This window comes from Fundicoccus sp. Sow4_F4 (assembly GCF_052116145.1).
Taxonomy (GTDB): Bacteria; Bacillota; Bacilli; order Lactobacillales; family Aerococcaceae; genus Fundicoccus.
This window is the reverse complement of record NZ_JBQKLQ010000004.1, coordinates 238,364-255,060: the sequence shown is the minus strand read 5'-3', so window position 1 is coordinate 255,060 and position 16,697 is coordinate 238,364. Positions and strand designations below refer to the sequence as shown.

Sequence of the window (16,697 nt, the reverse complement as noted above, 5' to 3'; positions counted from 1 at the left end):
CATGATGTTTTCGAAACGGTTATTTTTTAGTTAATTATTTAGGATCACGAATCTCATCGAAGGTTTGTTGAACATCAGTTGGAGTGATATTCTCACGCGGATGACGTAAATTATTAAAATCTCGCGTATTACGCTCCACTTCTTCCTGATGAATCGTCGGATCGCCATAATGGTCTGTTGGTTCATCTACCACCCTATCTGTATCGATTGCTTCAGCTTCTAACGCCTCACGTTCGACACGTGTTTCGGTGAATGTTTCATTACCGGCTTCACTCAGACCAAGCTCTTCAGCCTCTGTTTCAATTGAATTTTCTGGCATTCTATCCAGTTGATCGACTTCTGCTTCCGTTAAGTTTTCGAACTCTTCAATATTAACACCAGGCTCATCTGCCATACTCGCTCCTGATAATGGATTATAAAGATTGTTTGGTAAATCTGTGTCGACTTCACCAGTTGTTTGTGTTTCATCAGACGTCACATCCGCTGGAGAATCTGGCAATGGTGTTTCTGGTGGTTGTGTGACCCAAGCCTCTGGCGAGTCCGTTAAAGGTTCATCTGATGTCACGATAAGTACATCATCGGTTGAGTCCTCCTCAATCGTAGTTTCGACAGATTCTTCAGAAAAATCGCGCGGCTGATGGTCCACGGTGTCGCTTGTGACTGTGGTATCTGTCTTTGTAGGTGTTGCCCCTAAGTTGACATGATAAGCCGCATCTTCGAACGTACCATCAACAACCACTAGCACTTCGCCTGCCTCAATGTTGTCTTTGTAACCTGAAAAATCAATCTTGCGCTCTGCTTCACCTCTGTTGACATCTTGTGAATCAAAGCTAAAGAAATCCAATAAGCCTTCCCACCAATGACTTGTTTTTTCCACCAAATTATCAATCGACTCAATATGTGTCATCGTCTGTGCATGATTAACCACATCTTCGCTCGCCAATAATTTAATTCCGCTACGACTGACCCCTTTGCCAGTCAATTCATCCACTACCGCCTCCGCTTCATTCAACGAACGATAAACGCCATAAACAAATTCTTGAACCATTTTACTCCACTCCTTTTCTAATCGAATATTGTGTCTGTCTTTCTTATTTTAATCCTATAAGAAATCAAGAAGTGATACAAAAGTTACGACTCTACTTTGTAAAATTTAAGGAATTTTTAAGCGCTTTCTTTTAACAAAAGAGGACCAGTATCAGACATACTTAACGCAGTGCTAGTAGACAGGTGACGTGCTTTTTAGAATTAGTGTAGTGGCCCGACCAGAAAGAAGCAGCCATTCTGCCAGAAATTGTCATTCACGCGCTATAACTCTCACTGACGTTCCTCACGATTTAGAAAGTGTTAAACATTTGGCAATTCGTCTCGAAGGGCTGTGAGTAACAGCAGCTTGTCTTTATACTTTTGTGGGCGTAAATCATGTGTTTTCAAACGGGTGGTCACTCAAACTTAGGCTTCTATGTCCTGATAGCACAAAAAACTGCACCCCTTTTTAAAGAGTGCAGCCTGTTTGCCGATTAATTGAATTCTAAACGTGTGAATAAATCATCAAAATAAGCTTCTGACTCTGGATGATCCGTAATGTCTAAACCTTCATATCCGTAATCACTCATTTGTTCGCTGTCATACTTTTGGAGCGCGTAAGCGGCAAAGGCTTGTCCGAATGAGTGGAAAGGATTATTGAGAATCGCATCCTCATCTTCTTCATTGAGCCATTCTGTGTCATGGATAGCCATCCAATCGTCAGCCAGTGAGTAACTTGTATAATTTTCATAATTCGTATCTTCGGGCATGTAAGTACTTAAGTCTAGGATATGTCCAATTAGATAGTAGACAATACTTGGATCGTCTTCCATTTCTTCACTGAAATATAATATACGTTCTGAGTAAGCTTTCATTAACAAATCATCTCTTTGAGTTCGCTCATTCAATTGATCTTGACGGATGATTCGAATATCAAATAAGCGTTCTTGTAAATCAAGTGGCACTTTTTTCAAACTAGCATCGATAAAGTCAACTAATTCACTGGCTCTTTCTGAATCCTCGACATCGTCATAAATGAAGTAGTCATAGTATAAATCAGCCCCACAAGCGTTATTGTAGCGCCCTTCCAGAATAAAGTATTTGAATCGAATTTGTTCTAGCAATTTTGTCGCTTCTTCATAATCAGGATCATCTTCCGATAAGTCAGCGTATAAAGACTCTGCTCGCAAGAGGTTCGCCTTTCCATCAGCAAAAACAGCTGTAGGAAATCCTTTAGACAGGCGGTAAATTTCATCTAAGTCATCAGAAAAAGCATGCATGTAATCACTGATTAACTTATGATATAAGTCTTCGTTTTGAGCCGTTAAAAAATCAACAATTGTGTAAAACTCGGATAAAGCGTTTGACATATTCATCGGTGCTAATAAGGCCAACTCGCCACTGTCATAAGTCAGAATATACATCGGCCATACAGAATAGTCACGATAAGTTTCTAAGTCTGTAAAGTTCTGATAGTAAGTTTCTTCTTGTGATCCGTCTTCTACAATGACCCACTCCTGAGAGAATAAGGTCGACTCGTCAATACTGACACGGTCTGCCGGCAAATTTGCATCAAGTAATTCATAAGAACTTGTCGGAAACATCGTCGCTTCTGTATCAATTTCTTCACCATCCACAAGCAATGGACAGGCTTCCATCGCTGCCTCATCTGTTTGGGCATAGGTCATAGCTGAAGGTAAGGCTAAATTAGCGCCTAATAAGCTCATCGCTAAAGTTAACGTCAACTTCTTACTAGCTATCAATTTTTTCATCATAATCTCCTCCCATATTTTAAAGTATCTAAACTTAAGCCATCCCAACATAAAGTCGTCTATTCATTTTTATCCTATCATATCTTTATTATAATTTGCGACTATTAAGTCCTCTAGAAGGTTATTTGTATCAAACTTGTTTGAAACCTTCGGAACAAACAAAAGTGATAGACACAAAATGCGTCTATCACTTGTCTAGTTTTTAGAATTTAATGCGTACTTTAAAATTTACTCATTATAGTTATGTCGTTCAAAAAAAGCGTCGAAGTAAGCTTTTGATAAAGGACGATCGGCAATGTCATCATCTTGATAACCCAGTTCGCTCATCTGCTTATCTTGGTATTTCTCCAATGTATAACCAGCGAAAGCTTGGGCAAAAGATTCAATTGGGTCATTGTAGTAATAGTCTGCTTGATCTGGTTTGCCCCATTCTGCTTCATGAATTTCTAGCCACTCTGGATTCGTAGAGAAACGAGTAAAGGATTCATATTCTAGAGACGTTGGCGCATAAGCATCAAAGTCGACAATATGGGCGATTTCATGATAGACCAAGCCAATATCATTGGTCGTGATATCATCTCCAAAATAGATGACTCCCGTTGGTTGAGCGTAAGCATCGATAAAGGAATCTTCCATAACAGCCGTTATTTCTCCCTTAGGCACGAAATAAAAATCGGACAAACGTCTTTGGATATCGTCTGGTAATGTCCTAATCACGTCCTCGACCATAACAATTAAATCGTCCGCTAGCGCTTCATCCATTAACTCTTCTGATTTATAGAAATTAAAAGCCGGCGTCTGACTGTAACGGTTATTATAGCGTTGCATCAAGGCACTATAACCAATGCGCATCTGTTCGATAATTTCCGTTGCGCCATTATAATTCACATCCTCTTCGCCAATCGTCGCATACACTTCTTCCGCACGCATCATTGCTGCCTTTGCATCTGCAATCAGCTGCGGTGCAAACTGTCCCTGTAATTCATACAAATGATCAATGTCATCTGCAAATGGCCATACAAAGTCGTTAGTTACCTTATGGAGTAGTTCTTCTTTATGGGCATTCATGAAAGCAAGCTCATCATAAAACTCATAAATTTCTTCGGTGAAGTTAATCGAATGCAACATTTCCATGTCACCATTAGTATAGACAATGTAATACATCAGCCAAGTTGAATAATCTCGGTAGGTCGTCGGATCTGTAAAATTATGGTAATAAGTTTCTTCACGGCCTGGCGCTTCAATAAACAGTCGCTCATCACTATATAAACTCGCTTCATCCACTACAATTCGATCCGCTGGTAACTCTGCGTCTACAATGTCAAAGCTGACGCTTGGATACATCGTAGCTTCTGTATCGATGGCCTCCCCATTGACTAAAAATTCTGCTACTTCATTTGTAGAAAGCGCCTCTTCAGCGACTACTGTATTCATCGCAAATGACGGAGTAAACGGCAGACTCATCCCAAGTAGACCAGTGACTAAACTCCACTTTATGAGTTGTTGCTTGATAGACTTTTTCATCTCAAAACTCCTCTCTCCTATTTACTAAACCTTTATAAAATTCTTAAATTTATCCTAGCATATTCAATTTTAAGATGCGAATAAAAGCACTTCATTCGATTGCATTGCCTTCAAACACTAGCAGTAAACTCTTTCTTTTTCAGGACATTTTTGACCGTAAGAATTAACGTCCTATTTTTTTAAAAAGGCGGTTCAACATCTCTCGATTTAAGATATTTCCACTTCACTTTTATTACGCTATAAGCTATACTTGAATGTGCTGAGTCTTTAAGTGCTCAGATAATTTTATTTTTTTATATCACAGGAGGATTTTATTTATGTTAAAAATCGGTATTATTACTGGTAGTATTCGTGACGTTCGTGTCAATGACCAAGTGGCACAACACTTCAAAGAAGTTGCTGACAGCAAGAACTTAGAGAACGTATCTTTTGAAATTGTCGACATCAAAGATTATCAATTACCTATCTTCGACGACGCACTACCACCTGCAATGGCTAATAAGCAATATAACAATCCTGACGTTCAAAAATGGTCAGCTAAGATTGATGAATTGGATGGCTACATTTTCGTAACGCCAGAATACAATAAAACAATCACTTCAGCATTAAAAAATAATATCGATCATATCGGACCAGAATTTGCACATAAATCAGCCGGTATTGTTGCTTACGGTTCTACTTTAGGAATCGCAGCCGTTATGTCATTACGTGGTATCTTAGCAAACTTCCGTTTAGCAACAGTTACACCACATGGTGCATTCAACTACTTCACTGATTTCGTGGATATGAAAGAATTCCAACCCTCAGAAGTTCACACACCAACTGTTCACGCAGTCATCGACGAAGTCGTTGCTTGGGGCTGGGGTATGAAAGATGTTCGCGAGAACCACTTAAACAAATAAATCCATTCGTTAATCAAGCGGTAAAAAAAGAGCAGCCTAAGGCTGTAGTGATCCCCTAAATCTGTGTTCGGATTTAAGGGACACTACACAAGGCTGCTCTTTTTATATGTCATGATGGCATTTATTAGTTTAGAGGTCACTGAAGCTTTCTGGATGTTGATCAAATAGTCGTCCGTCTTCTTTAGATAAGTTGCTAACTCTTTCCATCTCTTCGTTAGATAGTTCGAAGTCAAAGATAGTTAAGTTGTCTTGTTGGCGACCAGCGTGACGTGATTTAGGTAGCGGTAAGGCACCGAGTTGGACTAAATAACGTAAGACTATCTGTCCAGTTGAGCGTTGATGCGTGTGAGCAAGTTCGCTAAGCAAAGGATCGTCCATACTGCCTTGCCCAGCACCTAAAGGACTCCATGCTTGCGTGATAATCTTTTTCGATTGATGGAAGGCTCGGCTATCGACTTGTTGGAAATAAGGATGCAACTCAATTTGCTTGACAACTGGTAAGACACTCGCCTCCTTTATGCTAGTGTATGCGTGACTAGACATTCATTGCCATTATTCAGCACAAAAGTTATAATAACTGTAAACACTTCCAAAAGGAGCTTACCATGCGTATAAAACCATTTTTCTCTAAAAATTTAATCCGATTGACTACCTCGGCTTTGGCTTTAAGTATCGCTGCCCCCTTGTCGACAGGTCTTCCCAATCAGACACTCTATGCTAACGACCAAGTCTTAGTCACCAACGATAAGCAAATACTCAATCAAGTATATCCCGACCAACACTTTCTAGTGGAACTCAAGGGTTTTGATGATCCAGCCATCAGCCGTATCACGCTTGATGCCTCCCAAATTGGTGCGAGCAACAAAATTGATATCCCACTTGAATTAATGGTTGTTTCTATTTCAGCCAATCAAGCAATTGAAGCTGGCGATTACTTTCTACCCGTTGTGGCCACCGACGAAGACGGAGGAATCATTAAGGAAATCGACTATCCGGTCACGATTCTAGCCAATGAACTGCCAGACCACGAGCGACGCGACTGGGAGGAAGAAGTCATTTACTTCCTATTAACTGACCGGTTTTATGACGGTCAAGCTGATAACAACAACCCTTACGACCTAGCTTATGCTGAAGCTGACAACCCACGCGGGACTTACCAAGGAGGCGACTTTGCAGGTGTAACCGAAAAACTCGATTACTTAGCCGAGCTCGGTGTGACCACTATTTGGCTATCACCGATTGTCGCCAATATTCAATATGATGTGTCTGCGGGCACAACGGATGGCGCCTTCTATGGCTACCACGGCTACTGGGCTGAAAATTTTGAAGAGTTGAATCCACACTTCGGTAGCTTAGAGGACTTTCATAAATTAATTGATGCGGCCGCTGAACAAGACATAAAGATTATGGTGGACGTTGTCTTAAATCATACAGGTTATGGCCTACATCCTGATGACGGCAAAGGCGAGTCACAAGTAGAAGGCTATCCAACTGACGAAGATCGCGCGGTCTTTAGTGACATGATTAGGCTAACGCCTGGTAATGATTCCGTGAGCGAATCCCTCTCTGGCCTACCCGATTTACTAACGGAAGATCCTGACGTTCGCGAGCAAATCGTTGCTTGGCAAACGGCCTGGCTAGATATGGCAACCACAGAAAACGGTCATTCCATCGCCAGTTTCCGTGTCGATACCGCAATTCATGTGGATACGGTGACTTTGAAACACTTTCGTAATCAATTAACAGAAAAAAATCCCGATTTTAAATTAATCGCAGAAGCTTGGGGCGCTGACCCTATCAACCATAAACACTATCTAACTAATGGCATGATGGACTCTGTACTCGATTTTAAATTTAAAGAAACGGCTCGTAATTTTATCAATGGCAATTTAGTCGGCGCTAATGAGCAACTAATTAAACGTAACGAAGCCATGACAAGCAACGCGACTGGCGGCCAGTTTCTCAGTAGCCACGATGAGACCGGCTTCTTGTATATGTTGAACAACCATCTTGGCAAGTACCAATTGGCCGCCAGCTTACAGTTGACAGCCAAAGGTCAACCCGTCATTTATTACGGCGAGGAGCTCGCTCAAACCGGCGCCAACAACTGGCCGATTTATGACAACCGCTATGACCTGGATTGGGAAGTTGCAACAGCTAGAGACAACGCCACACTAACTCACTACCAAACAGTCTTAGATTTCCGCCACCAGTTTTCTGATAGCCTTTCTAAAGGCGAGCGTCAATTGCTGGCCGGATCAAACGCCGAGAATTATATTCTAGTTGCGCGTAACTACCAAGACGAGTCGGTCTACCTGCTCTTTAGTAAGGCCGAAGAAGCCACCGACATCACACTCGAACTTAGCGAAGCCGACGCGCTCGTCACCGACCACTACACAGGTGAAACCTACCAGGCCCAAGGAACGCGCATCCGTTTGCCCCTGCCACTTTTGGAAAACGGCGGCACCGGCCTCCTCACTTTAGACAAAGGCCACTTCATCAACCAAACCGACAATTAAGGAACAATAAGCCCACACTCAGTTACAGAAAAACTCCGCCTCGCGATTCCAGTCGCTAAGCGGAGTTTTCTTCTTTATAAATTCTGAGCGCTTCCCTCCAGAAGCAAACCTTCCTTAGCTAAAGCTGTTGGAGAAAGGTCTAATCACTTATTTCTTTTAGAGCAACAAGAAATAAGTGAGCTGAAAAAACACAGCTTGTATATCACGACATGAGTTTGCGCCGTTTTATAAAAAAGCCGTGTATTGGAATGTAATAGGTATTTATGATAATTTCAGTAAATCTTGTAAGTCCCGCATCGTTCGTAAAGGTAGCTGTCCAGGAGCGGACGTGTCTTCTAGTGAGGCGAAAGTGGCTGCTGAACCAAAAAGTTCACCTGTAAAACGAGACACCTTCCCTAAATCCCCCATCGCAATCGTCACCAGTGGGATATCAAATTCTTTGCTCGCTCTCAATGTCGTCGACAATACAGTTAATACATCGTCAGCTGATGTTGGCATGACGGCAAGTTTGGCAATGTCCGCTCCTTTTTGCTGCATCTGCTTCAACTTCTGCAAGAGAATGTTTTTAGTTGGCGTCCCATTAAAATCATGAAAACTCATGATGACTTTCACATTATTTAAATATGCAATATTTTTCAAGCCTAGTACAATATAGTCTGGCATAGCTAACTCAAGATCAATTAAATCCACACTACCATTCAACATGATCGTTCGGTAAAGAATATAATACTCTTCCACTGGTAACTCGACATTGCCGCCTTCAGCCACACTACGAAAGGTAATCAATAATGGCTTTTGAATTAAGTCACGAATTTGGTGCGATAAGTGGGCAACTGCCCCGTCCTGTTTGAGCGCTTCAAACAAATCGATGCGCCATTCTACTAAATCACACGGTGATTTGCGCGCTTGATGAGCTTCCAACAAGACATCTTCTTGCGTTCGTCCGGTTAGAGGGACAATAATTTTAGGTCTACCTTCTCCAATTGTGACACTATCGACTTTCACATACTTCATAAAAACCCTCCTTATCGCTAATTTTTGTTCCTACAATTAACCCAGCATCTCGATATCAGGACACAGTGTGACTTTATCTTTCAGATTTTGAGACACTATTACTTGTTTTTCTTTCGTGACAAGGATTCCTTCAATCCCTTGCGCTTGATTCAACCATTGCAGAGCCTTTTGGGGCGCTAGACTGAACAAGACCGTCGACCAAATCTCGCCATCTATCGCCTGATCACTGACAATCGTCACGCTAGCAATTTGGCTAGCAATCGGATAACCCGTTCGTGCATCGAACAAATGGTGATAATATTTGTCGCCGACTTTTAATTTCTGCTCATTAATTGATGATATAACCACTGCTTGATTTTGCGTCTTCAATTCACCTAAAAACTGACCATCATAAGTCAGGGGATCTGGGATTTTGACTGACCAGTTGCCATCGATGCCCTCATTTGCTTGGCCAAGAGTAATTAAGTTGTTGCCTAAATTAATCATGCCTGAGTGGACACCTTTTTCAAAGAAAAAACGTTTTAAACGATCTGCAAAATAGCCCTTTGAGATGACTCCCAAATCCAAAGCCATACCTACTTTTGATAAATAAACGGAATGTTGAAAATCATCTAAAATAATCTCTGCTGGATTTAAACAATCTAACTTTGTTTCGATTTGTCGTTGGTCAGGTAATTGTGCCTCACTAAAGCCGACATGCCATAAGTTTGTAATCGGTCCAATCGCAATATTGAAAATCCCATTAGTCGCCAGCCCGATATCGCGTCCAATTTTAATCAAATCATATAGGTCTTTTGAAACTCGAACTGCTTTTTGACCGGCTGATTGATTGATAGCCACTACTTCTGAAGCTGGGTCAATGCTGCTATAGCGCATTTCATAATCACGAATCATCGCCTCCGCTTCACTGAAAATATGGTCTGCATCTGGATGATCAATCGATAATTCGATGTCCTCTCCCATCAAAATAAAACCATGTAAATATTCTGCCATTTTTTAACTCCCCCTTAGACAAACAATTCTGATTCACTTGTTAACCTTCACCTTATTTTTTTACTTCTAAGCTTATTCTAATACAATTGAGAGCAATTGCAACGCCCATGCTCTATTTAATGTTATTTTTGTGATGGGAGGCCTAGCTTGCGTGAGGAAAGTTTAGATAGTGATGTGGGAGATTCTTTCGTTTGCCTATTTTCCCTAAAAAAATAGACTCCCTGATGTGGGAGTCTTTGGGTATTTATTCTTCGTCTTCTGTTTCTTCTAGTTCAAAGGCTGCTTCAAGGTGCCCGTTTTCCGCTAGTTCTTCTAGGAAGTCATAAACTTCTGGCGAGGCAAAGGCGGCTTGGAGTGCTTTCGTTGCGTCTGTGTCTAAGTTGCCTTCACGGATAATGACTTGGATCGCGAATTTAAATTCTTCGTCATCTTCTCGTAAAACGGCGTCCGCTGGTGTTAGGCCTACGCTAGTGATATAAGTTGGGTAGTTGAATACGAGTTCAACGCCGTCTTCATAGGCGCCTGTCAGGTTCAGTAAGTCGATGTGTAGAAACTCCAAGTTGTGTGGGTTTTCTGTGATGTTGTCGACTGTTGGGAACATGCCAGCTTCTTCGTCTAATTCAATGAGGTCGTAGCTTTCTAAGATTAATAGTGCACGGGCTTCGTTTGTAATATCCGATGGGATTGCTACTTCTGCACCGTCTTCTAGCTCTTCAATTGAGTCATAAACTGGTGAGTAAAAGCCAAGAATCGCATTGTATACTGGTTGGATAGCAACTAAGTCGCCGTCTCTTTCTTGGTTAAAAATTTCCGCAAAGGGTTCGTGTTGTGCAAAGTTAGCATACACTTCGTCATTTAACAAAGCTTCGTTATATTGGATGTTATCCGATACTTCGACCAATTCGATTGTATAGGGTTCAGCAATAACCTCTGCTGCAATTTCAACGATGTCTGTCATCGGTGGTAAGTGTGAGGCGACTTTCAAGACATTATCCTCTTGGGCTGTAACGGTCGTGCTTAGAGTGGCACCAAACATTAAAGCTGCGATACTTGCGACTAATCCTTTTTTAAACATTTTATCTAACTCCCTTTTTTATTTTTTTGTTACCTTTTTTTAGCGTTTATCGAGTTTGCTGGCTAGTTTGAAACCAAGCCATTGAATGAGTTGGACAAACACGATGATAATCACGATTGCTGTGTACATGATATCTGTTTCATATCTTTGGTAGCCGTAGCGAATCGCAAAATCTCCGATTCCGCCACCACCGACAACTCCCATGATGGTTGAATAAGACAAAAAGCTGACAAATGCTGATGTAAAGCCAATCACCAATGAGCTTCTAGCTTCGACAAAGAGAAATTTTATAATTAATTGTGTTAGGTTGGCTCCCATGGAATCCGCTGCTTCGATAACACCTTTGGGTAAATCAAGCAGGGATTGTTCGACAAAACGTGCATATAGCGCAATCGCTATTAACATTATTGGGAATGAAGCTGCAATGGGATCGCCTGTGGCTCGTCCGTAAAAAGTTCTAATGGCCGGTTGCATAGCGACGACCAACAACAAAAATGGAAACGATCTGACAATATTCACGAAAACATTCGTGAGAGTATAGAGTCCTTTATTTTCGGCCGGTCTACCTTTAGCAGATAGAAATAAAAGTGTACCTAGGGGTAAGCCCAGTAGAATCGCTGCGGCAGAGCCAAGTCCCATCATTATGCTCGTTTCTTGTAATGATTCCCAGATTTTCGGTGCGAAATCGATGAGTCTTTCAAGATATAAATCTAAAGTAAGTGGTTCATTAGGCATCTTTTGCTAGCACCTCCAACACACGTTCATGATACGTTATGCGAGCTTTGACCTGATTCGTTTGTTCGATGTTTAGTAAATCCATCAGTTTACCAGCTTCCAATATAGCTGCGCGGTGGCAAAGGTTTTGGATGACTTCCAATTCATGGGTCACGATTACAATCGTCATCCCAAATTTCTGATGGGCTCTTTTTAGCACAGCTACAATTTCATCGGTCATAGTCGCATCTAAAGCAGAGGTGGGCTCATCGCAAAGTAGAATACTTGGTTTCGTAATCAATGCTCTGGCAATCCCGACTCTTTGTTTTTGTCCACCGGACAATTGACTCGGATAGTGATTAGCTTTATCTGCTAACCCCACAAATTCCAACACATCATTGACGTTTAGGTGTTCTTTGTAATGGTGCAACTCTAATGGTAGGAGCACATTTTCGCGAACCGTTTTATTATTGAGTAAATTAAATTGTTGAAAAACCATGCTGATATGTTTGCGATGTTGACGCAGTTGTCTTTTGGATAGTTTAGCAATGTTGAGACCATCGACGAAAACTTCGCCTTGATCGACTGCTTCCAGGGCATTGATAAAGCGCAGCAAAGTCGACTTCCCCGCTCCACTTTCTCCAATTACTCCGAAGATTTCTTGTTTTTGAATGGTTAAACTAACATCATCGACTGCATGAAAAGCTCCCGAAAAGCCCTCGTATTTCTTTGAAACATGTTTGAGTTCAATCAAATTGTCACCACCTGATGTTTAATAGAAGTTTGGTCGTTCGTTTTTTAGTGAGTCTTGGCTGGATAGCTGGTTAGCTGGATGGATAGCTGGTTAGCCGGATGATAACTGCAGCTGATTCCATTTAAATTGCTTGAAAACTGTTAAATATGAATGGTGCTTATGCTGTGCGTTCCTGGAAGTCTTCTTGTGAATACAGTAACAGACTAGCGGATTTTATATAACAGTTATTACCTACTAAAGATAGCATTGGATTTCATAGTTGTCAACATCCATTCTATTCTTATCCAACTTAAGTATAACAGTTATCAGATTGTGCATGACACAGTTTGTGACACAGAAATAAAGCCTTTTCATTCGACTACCATTCCCAAGCGAGTTGGGTGTTATACATCAGACAATTTTTAACCTTATTTTCATCAGAAATTAAAACGAACGTTCAGGAGGTTTCTGGGCACTAATGAACGAAGGCAACTCATGAGCAAGAAGCTAATTTTTCTAGGTATATTGAGTAATTTCCGGCTGAAACGTATAAGCTATCAGCCACCGCTTATATGATTAGTCTATAAAAGAGGTTGTCTCTTAATTTAAATCGTCGTGAGTTGTAAACGAACGACTCCTTTCGGTTTTTTTATTGGGGGTGGGGATGGGGATGTATGCAGGGGCTGAGTTTGAGGGGAAAGTTAGACTTAGATTCCCGTTCTATGGGTGTCACTTCTCTCTTTGGTCGGCACAAACATCATGGCGATGGGACCCACGATGTGGAAAGCCCTCCTGAATCCGTCGCTCGAGCAGCGATGATGTGAGAAGCTAATTTTACATGCTTTCTGATGAAAATACACCTTAATTTGACTCATTTCAGGTTGCTTTTGAGGCGATTGGCGCTTTCCACACACTCCACACAAAAACACTAACCTCTGTAATGTTCTCACAGAGGTTAGTGTTAAATTTAAGCAAGCTCTTGAATAAACCGCACGACGCGTGTCATATCTTCCACTTTATCCGTCACAATAAAGTAGCCCACGTCACCGAAAACACCTTCTGTTATAACAGAACTAACAATAAACTCCCCGTACCAAGCATAAATATCATCCTGCGTATACAGATAATTATTGTAACGTTTACGCGAAACATACCCACAATTTTTACGTTGACTCAAATCAGCCGTAAATTTCTGATGCAGAATGACTTGCGCATATTGATCATAAATATCAATACTATTGCCGAAATTAAACATCTCCACCATCGGACCACCCGGTGGGCGACAATTAATCTCCAAAGCCACTAAGGATTTATCAGTCTTCAAACGGAAGAATTCAAAATGGAAAAAGCGCTCCTTTACGTCGAAAGCCGCCACACACTGACGCCCTAATTCAATAATATCCTCAGGAATCTCACTGGGATAATGCACAAAACTATCGATGTTTTGAGAAATAATATCTAAAGCCGGCTTGTCATACAACATCTGTTGATAAAATACGATGCGCCCTTCATGATCAGTCAGACCATCAAAGGTTACGATGTCTCCATCGATAAACTCTTCCATAATAAAAGTCGTCGCCGTATTACGTTCAACAAAAAACGCCGACAACTCCTCATCACTCGTAATCCGCCAAGTATCGCTCGCACCTACACCAATATTCGGCTTCACAATGACCGGATAACCAAGCTCATCGACAATCTGTTTCGCATCATCCCAATCATCAAAGACACGCCCCTCAGCCACCGGAACACCAATCGAACGGAAAATCTCCTTCATCTTACTCTTCTGCTTAATCCGATCCATATCCTTTGCCTTAAGACCCGCAACATTAAAATCAGTCCGCAAACGCGCATCCGTCTCCATCCAATACTCATTATGAGACTCAATCCGATCAATCTTCCCATAACGATGTGCAAAATAAGCAACCGCCTGATACATCTGCTGATAATCCTCCATATTATCGACTCGATAATACTCAGTCAAGGCTTCACGCGTTCTCAGCGACAAATTCTCATAAGGCTCATCCGAGATTCCTAGAACAGTCGCCCCATTGGCACGCAACGCCGACGCAAACAACTGAAAATTCTCCGGATGATGCGGCGAAACAACGACAAAATTCAGTGCCCTTTCCATCAACTTCCTCCTTCACCACGAGTAATTAAAAAACGCTTACTTTTTATAAGAATAAGATAGACCGCCATCTAGCTTTACACGAGACTAGCTGACTATCTTATCGATGCTTGGTTGACACTCTAATAAAGTGACAAGTGAAAAGCCACTTAGTCGCTCTATTACAAACCTAAGCTAATTTGCCTTGCTTTTCGAGAACAGACAAGAAATACGGCCATTGCTTACGCCACCAAGGCCAATCATGAGCCACATCAGACCCCCAAAAATCAAACCAACCTGGAATGTTTTTTGCGACAAAGACTTCTTGTAGACGACTCGTATCATAAATATGTGGACTTTCCCAAGCCCCCTGACCTACACAGACAATAAAATCATTTTGACGGTACTGATCCAAAAACCAAGGATCTGACATATTCCATAAGTAATCAATCGGTGAATTTTGATAGACAGCCAGGTCATCGCCAAAGTCGCCGGTAAAGAAACGTGTATCATACACCCCACTCAGGGCAATACAGGCACCAAAGACATCCGGATGACGCAAGGCAAAATTGACCGCATGAAAAGCGCCCATTGAAGCACCCATCGACATTAAGGAGCCGCCCCATTGAGATTCATGACGAATCAAAGGCACCATTTCCTGCACAATATACGCATCATAAGCATTATGCGCTTCTGCCTTATCATGGGCATTCTTCCAATCAGCCAGCCAAGACTCCCCATCAAAGCTCGACACCGTGTAAACCGTGATCTTACCACGATTAATAAAATCAGCCGCTGCTTCAATCATGCCAAAATCTCCAAACTCGTGTTGGCTGCCGCCTGACGAAGGAAAAACAACTACCGGTCGGCCAGCATGCCCATACTTATTAAAATACATTTCGCGTCCTAACGCCCCACTGTAATGACTTCTTCTTTCAAAATTCATCATAATCCCCCTTAGAATTAAAGCAAAACACCTAGACCATTAAGCATCAATATAAGCTAAAGTATCTAACAGAGTCTCTTTATCACTGGCTCGAACGACATAACCATTGCTACCTAAGACCGGTACAAAAGCTTTTGGCACCTCAATCAGCTTCATTAAATGCTCACCACAGTAAGCTTTGATTGCCTCGTTGTTATGGGCAAAGGTCCGTCCAGCCTTGCGTGACATATAGGCACAATAATAAGGACGACTGATCTCTGCCTCAAAACGATTGTGTTTGACAATATTGGCATACTCCGCAAAAATATCCATATCATTGGCATAATTAAACATCTCAACTCCAGCGCCACCCGGCGGTCTAAAATTAATTTCTAAAGCCATATAGCTGCCATCCACTCTTTCAAAGAATTCGATGTGGAAAAAGCGTTCCTTTAATTCAAAGGCTGCGACAATTTTTCGACCATAATCTTCAAGTGCTTGAGGAATCGCACGATCAATATAATAGAAGAAACTACTATTAGTCGTCACCGCATCCAGGACGCCCTGGTTATACACATAAGAAGACGTAAAGACAATCTTACCATCTTTGTCAGTCAGTCCATCAAAGGAATGAATCGTTCCTTCAATATATTCCTCCATAATATAGGCCTGCTGTTCATCCTTCTCACGGTAAAAGCGCGCTAAATCATCCGCATCATTCAACTTCCAGGTATCATTGGCGCCCACCCCACTATCCGGTTTAACAACCACGGGATAAGCCAATTCCTCGATCAAACGCTTTGCATCAACCAAATCCGAAATGACACGACCTCTAGCAGCCGGAACATTGACTGAACGAAACACTTTCTTCATCGAAGATTTGCGTTTGACCCGCTCCATATCACTTGCCTTAAAACCAAAGACATTAAAATCACTTCTCAAACGTGCATCCGTTTCTAACCAATGTTCATTATGCGATTCAATCCGGTCAATCTTGCCATACTTAAAGGCAAAATAGGCCACTGCCCGATACATTTGTTCATAATCATCCATACTATCGACACGGTAATATTCCGTCAGCGACTGCTTCGATGCTTCGGGCAATGACTCATAAGAACCATCGCCAATGCCTAAAACGTTAATTCCGACATCTTTTAAACGGTGGGCAAAATATTGATAATTTTTAGGAAAATGGGCGGAAACAAGAATAAAATTCATCACATGACTCATCACAATCACCTCAATCATAATAGTTGTCTTATTATAACACAGACACTCATCATTCTCTAATCAAATTTTCATTTTAAAAACAGTGAATTCGCCCATAAAAAAAACAACATTCTCCTCTTCAGAAAATGTTGTTCAGTCTCATTGTGATGGTTCGCGCTAG

General features: G+C 41.5%; 14 protein-coding genes. 2 read left to right on the top strand and 12 right to left on the bottom strand.

Going from position 1 to position 16,697, the window contains the following annotated elements; genetic code table 11:
- Positions 1 to 34: 34 nt before the first annotated feature.
- From ACTQ5J_RS08160 to ACTQ5J_RS08150, 3 genes are all read right to left on the bottom strand, one after another.
- Entirely contained in the window at positions 35 to 1,048 is a 1,014-nt protein-coding gene (locus ACTQ5J_RS08160; RefSeq protein ID WP_441752234.1) for a hypothetical protein, read from the bottom strand.
- 472 nt (positions 1,049 to 1,520) lie between these two features.
- Complete coding sequence (locus ACTQ5J_RS08155; protein ID WP_441752232.1) at positions 1,521 to 2,798, bottom strand: hypothetical protein; 1,278 nt, start codon at positions 2,796 to 2,798, stop codon at positions 1,521 to 1,523.
- Between the two features lie 228 nt (positions 2,799 to 3,026).
- On the bottom strand, positions 3,027 to 4,322 hold the full coding sequence (locus tag ACTQ5J_RS08150; protein ID WP_441752230.1) for a hypothetical protein: 1,296 nt from the start codon (positions 4,320 to 4,322) through the stop codon (positions 3,027 to 3,029).
- Positions 4,323 to 4,639: 317 nt separating this feature from the next.
- Here ACTQ5J_RS08150 and ACTQ5J_RS08145 point away from each other — a divergent pair, with 317 nt between their 5' ends.
- Positions 4,640 to 5,224 carry an NADPH-dependent FMN reductase gene (locus tag ACTQ5J_RS08145; protein ID WP_441752228.1) on the top strand — a complete coding sequence of 195 codons (585 nt, stop codon included), beginning with the start codon at positions 4,640 to 4,642 and terminating at the stop codon, positions 5,222 to 5,224.
- A gap of 129 nt (positions 5,225 to 5,353) precedes the next feature.
- Here ACTQ5J_RS08145 and ACTQ5J_RS08140 read toward each other — a convergent pair whose 3' ends face one another.
- Positions 5,354 to 5,767, bottom strand: coding sequence for an aldo/keto reductase (locus tag ACTQ5J_RS08140; RefSeq protein WP_441752226.1), 414 nt, complete (start codon positions 5,765 to 5,767; stop codon positions 5,354 to 5,356).
- Between the two features lie 62 nt (positions 5,768 to 5,829).
- Between ACTQ5J_RS08140 and ACTQ5J_RS08135 the strand changes: the two genes are divergently transcribed.
- Positions 5,830 to 7,743 (top strand): alpha-amylase family glycosyl hydrolase, encoded by a 1,914-nt coding sequence (locus ACTQ5J_RS08135; protein WP_441752224.1) that lies wholly within the window; start codon positions 5,830 to 5,832, stop codon positions 7,741 to 7,743.
- Positions 7,744 to 8,004: 261 nt separating this feature from the next.
- Here ACTQ5J_RS08135 and aroD read toward each other — a convergent pair whose 3' ends face one another.
- From aroD to ACTQ5J_RS08095, 8 genes are all read right to left on the bottom strand, one after another.
- Positions 8,005 to 8,757, bottom strand: coding sequence for a type I 3-dehydroquinate dehydratase (gene aroD, locus ACTQ5J_RS08130; RefSeq protein ID WP_441752222.1), 753 nt, complete (start codon positions 8,755 to 8,757; stop codon positions 8,005 to 8,007).
- A 36-nt stretch (positions 8,758 to 8,793) separates the two neighbouring features.
- On the bottom strand, positions 8,794 to 9,750 hold the full coding sequence (locus ACTQ5J_RS08125) for an FAD:protein FMN transferase (protein ID WP_441752220.1): 957 nt from the start codon (positions 9,748 to 9,750) through the stop codon (positions 8,794 to 8,796).
- Positions 9,751 to 9,994: 244 nt separating this feature from the next.
- The gene (locus ACTQ5J_RS08120; protein ID WP_441752218.1) at positions 9,995 to 10,825 is read right to left on the bottom strand and encodes a MetQ/NlpA family ABC transporter substrate-binding protein; all 831 of its coding nucleotides are present in this window, start codon (positions 10,823 to 10,825) and stop codon (positions 9,995 to 9,997) included.
- Between the two features lie 39 nt (positions 10,826 to 10,864).
- A complete protein-coding gene (locus ACTQ5J_RS08115; protein ID WP_441752216.1) occupies positions 10,865 to 11,560 on the bottom strand; it encodes a methionine ABC transporter permease in 696 nt (231 codons plus the stop codon).
- Positions 11,553 to 12,293, bottom strand: a complete 741-nt coding sequence (locus ACTQ5J_RS08110; protein ID WP_441752214.1) for a methionine ABC transporter ATP-binding protein — start codon at positions 12,291 to 12,293, stop codon at positions 11,553 to 11,555. Before ACTQ5J_RS08110 ends, ACTQ5J_RS08115 begins: the two co-directional genes overlap by 8 nt.
- A 946-nt stretch (positions 12,294 to 13,239) precedes the next feature.
- The gene (locus tag ACTQ5J_RS08105; protein WP_441752212.1) at positions 13,240 to 14,406 is read right to left on the bottom strand and encodes an ATP-grasp domain-containing protein; all 1,167 of its coding nucleotides are present in this window, start codon (positions 14,404 to 14,406) and stop codon (positions 13,240 to 13,242) included.
- Positions 14,407 to 14,572: 166 nt separating this feature from the next.
- Complete coding sequence (locus ACTQ5J_RS08100) at positions 14,573 to 15,328, bottom strand: esterase family protein (protein ID WP_441752211.1); 756 nt, start codon at positions 15,326 to 15,328, stop codon at positions 14,573 to 14,575.
- A gap of 39 nt (positions 15,329 to 15,367) precedes the next feature.
- Positions 15,368 to 16,537, bottom strand: coding sequence for an ATP-grasp domain-containing protein (locus ACTQ5J_RS08095; protein WP_441752294.1), 1,170 nt, complete (start codon positions 16,535 to 16,537; stop codon positions 15,368 to 15,370).
- Positions 16,538 to 16,697: the final 160 nt, after the last annotated feature.

What these genes read in the sequence shown, in the direction of transcription:
- ACTQ5J_RS08115 (WP_441752216.1), bottom strand. Translation starts at nt 11,560, where the DNA reads ATGCCTAATGAACCACTTACTTTAGATTTATATCTTGAAAGACTCATC.
- ACTQ5J_RS08140 (WP_441752226.1), bottom strand. Translation starts at nt 5,767, where the DNA reads ATGTCTAGTCACGCATACACTAGCATAAAGGAGGCGAGTGTCTTACCA.
- ACTQ5J_RS08155 (WP_441752232.1), bottom strand. Translation starts at nt 2,798, where the DNA reads ATGAAAAAATTGATAGCTAGTAAGAAGTTGACGTTAACTTTAGCGATG.
- ACTQ5J_RS08145 (WP_441752228.1), top strand. Translation starts at nt 4,640, where the DNA reads ATGTTAAAAATCGGTATTATTACTGGTAGTATTCGTGACGTTCGTGTC.
- ACTQ5J_RS08160 (WP_441752234.1), bottom strand. Translation starts at nt 1,048, where the DNA reads ATGGTTCAAGAATTTGTTTATGGCGTTTATCGTTCGTTGAATGAAGCG.
- ACTQ5J_RS08120 (WP_441752218.1), bottom strand. Translation starts at nt 10,825, where the DNA reads ATGTTTAAAAAAGGATTAGTCGCAAGTATCGCAGCTTTAATGTTTGGT.
- ACTQ5J_RS08150 (WP_441752230.1), bottom strand. Translation starts at nt 4,322, where the DNA reads ATGAAAAAGTCTATCAAGCAACAACTCATAAAGTGGAGTTTAGTCACT.
- ACTQ5J_RS08125 (WP_441752220.1), bottom strand. Translation starts at nt 9,750, where the DNA reads ATGGCAGAATATTTACATGGTTTTATTTTGATGGGAGAGGACATCGAA.
- aroD (WP_441752222.1), bottom strand. Translation starts at nt 8,757, where the DNA reads ATGAAGTATGTGAAAGTCGATAGTGTCACAATTGGAGAAGGTAGACCT.
- ACTQ5J_RS08100 (WP_441752211.1), bottom strand. Translation starts at nt 15,328, where the DNA reads ATGAATTTTGAAAGAAGAAGTCATTACAGTGGGGCGTTAGGACGCGAA.
- ACTQ5J_RS08105 (WP_441752212.1), bottom strand. Translation starts at nt 14,406, where the DNA reads ATGGAAAGGGCACTGAATTTTGTCGTTGTTTCGCCGCATCATCCGGAG.
- ACTQ5J_RS08135 (WP_441752224.1), top strand. Translation starts at nt 5,830, where the DNA reads ATGCGTATAAAACCATTTTTCTCTAAAAATTTAATCCGATTGACTACC.
- ACTQ5J_RS08095 (WP_441752294.1), bottom strand. Translation starts at nt 16,537, where the DNA reads ATGAGTCATGTGATGAATTTTATTCTTGTTTCCGCCCATTTTCCTAAA.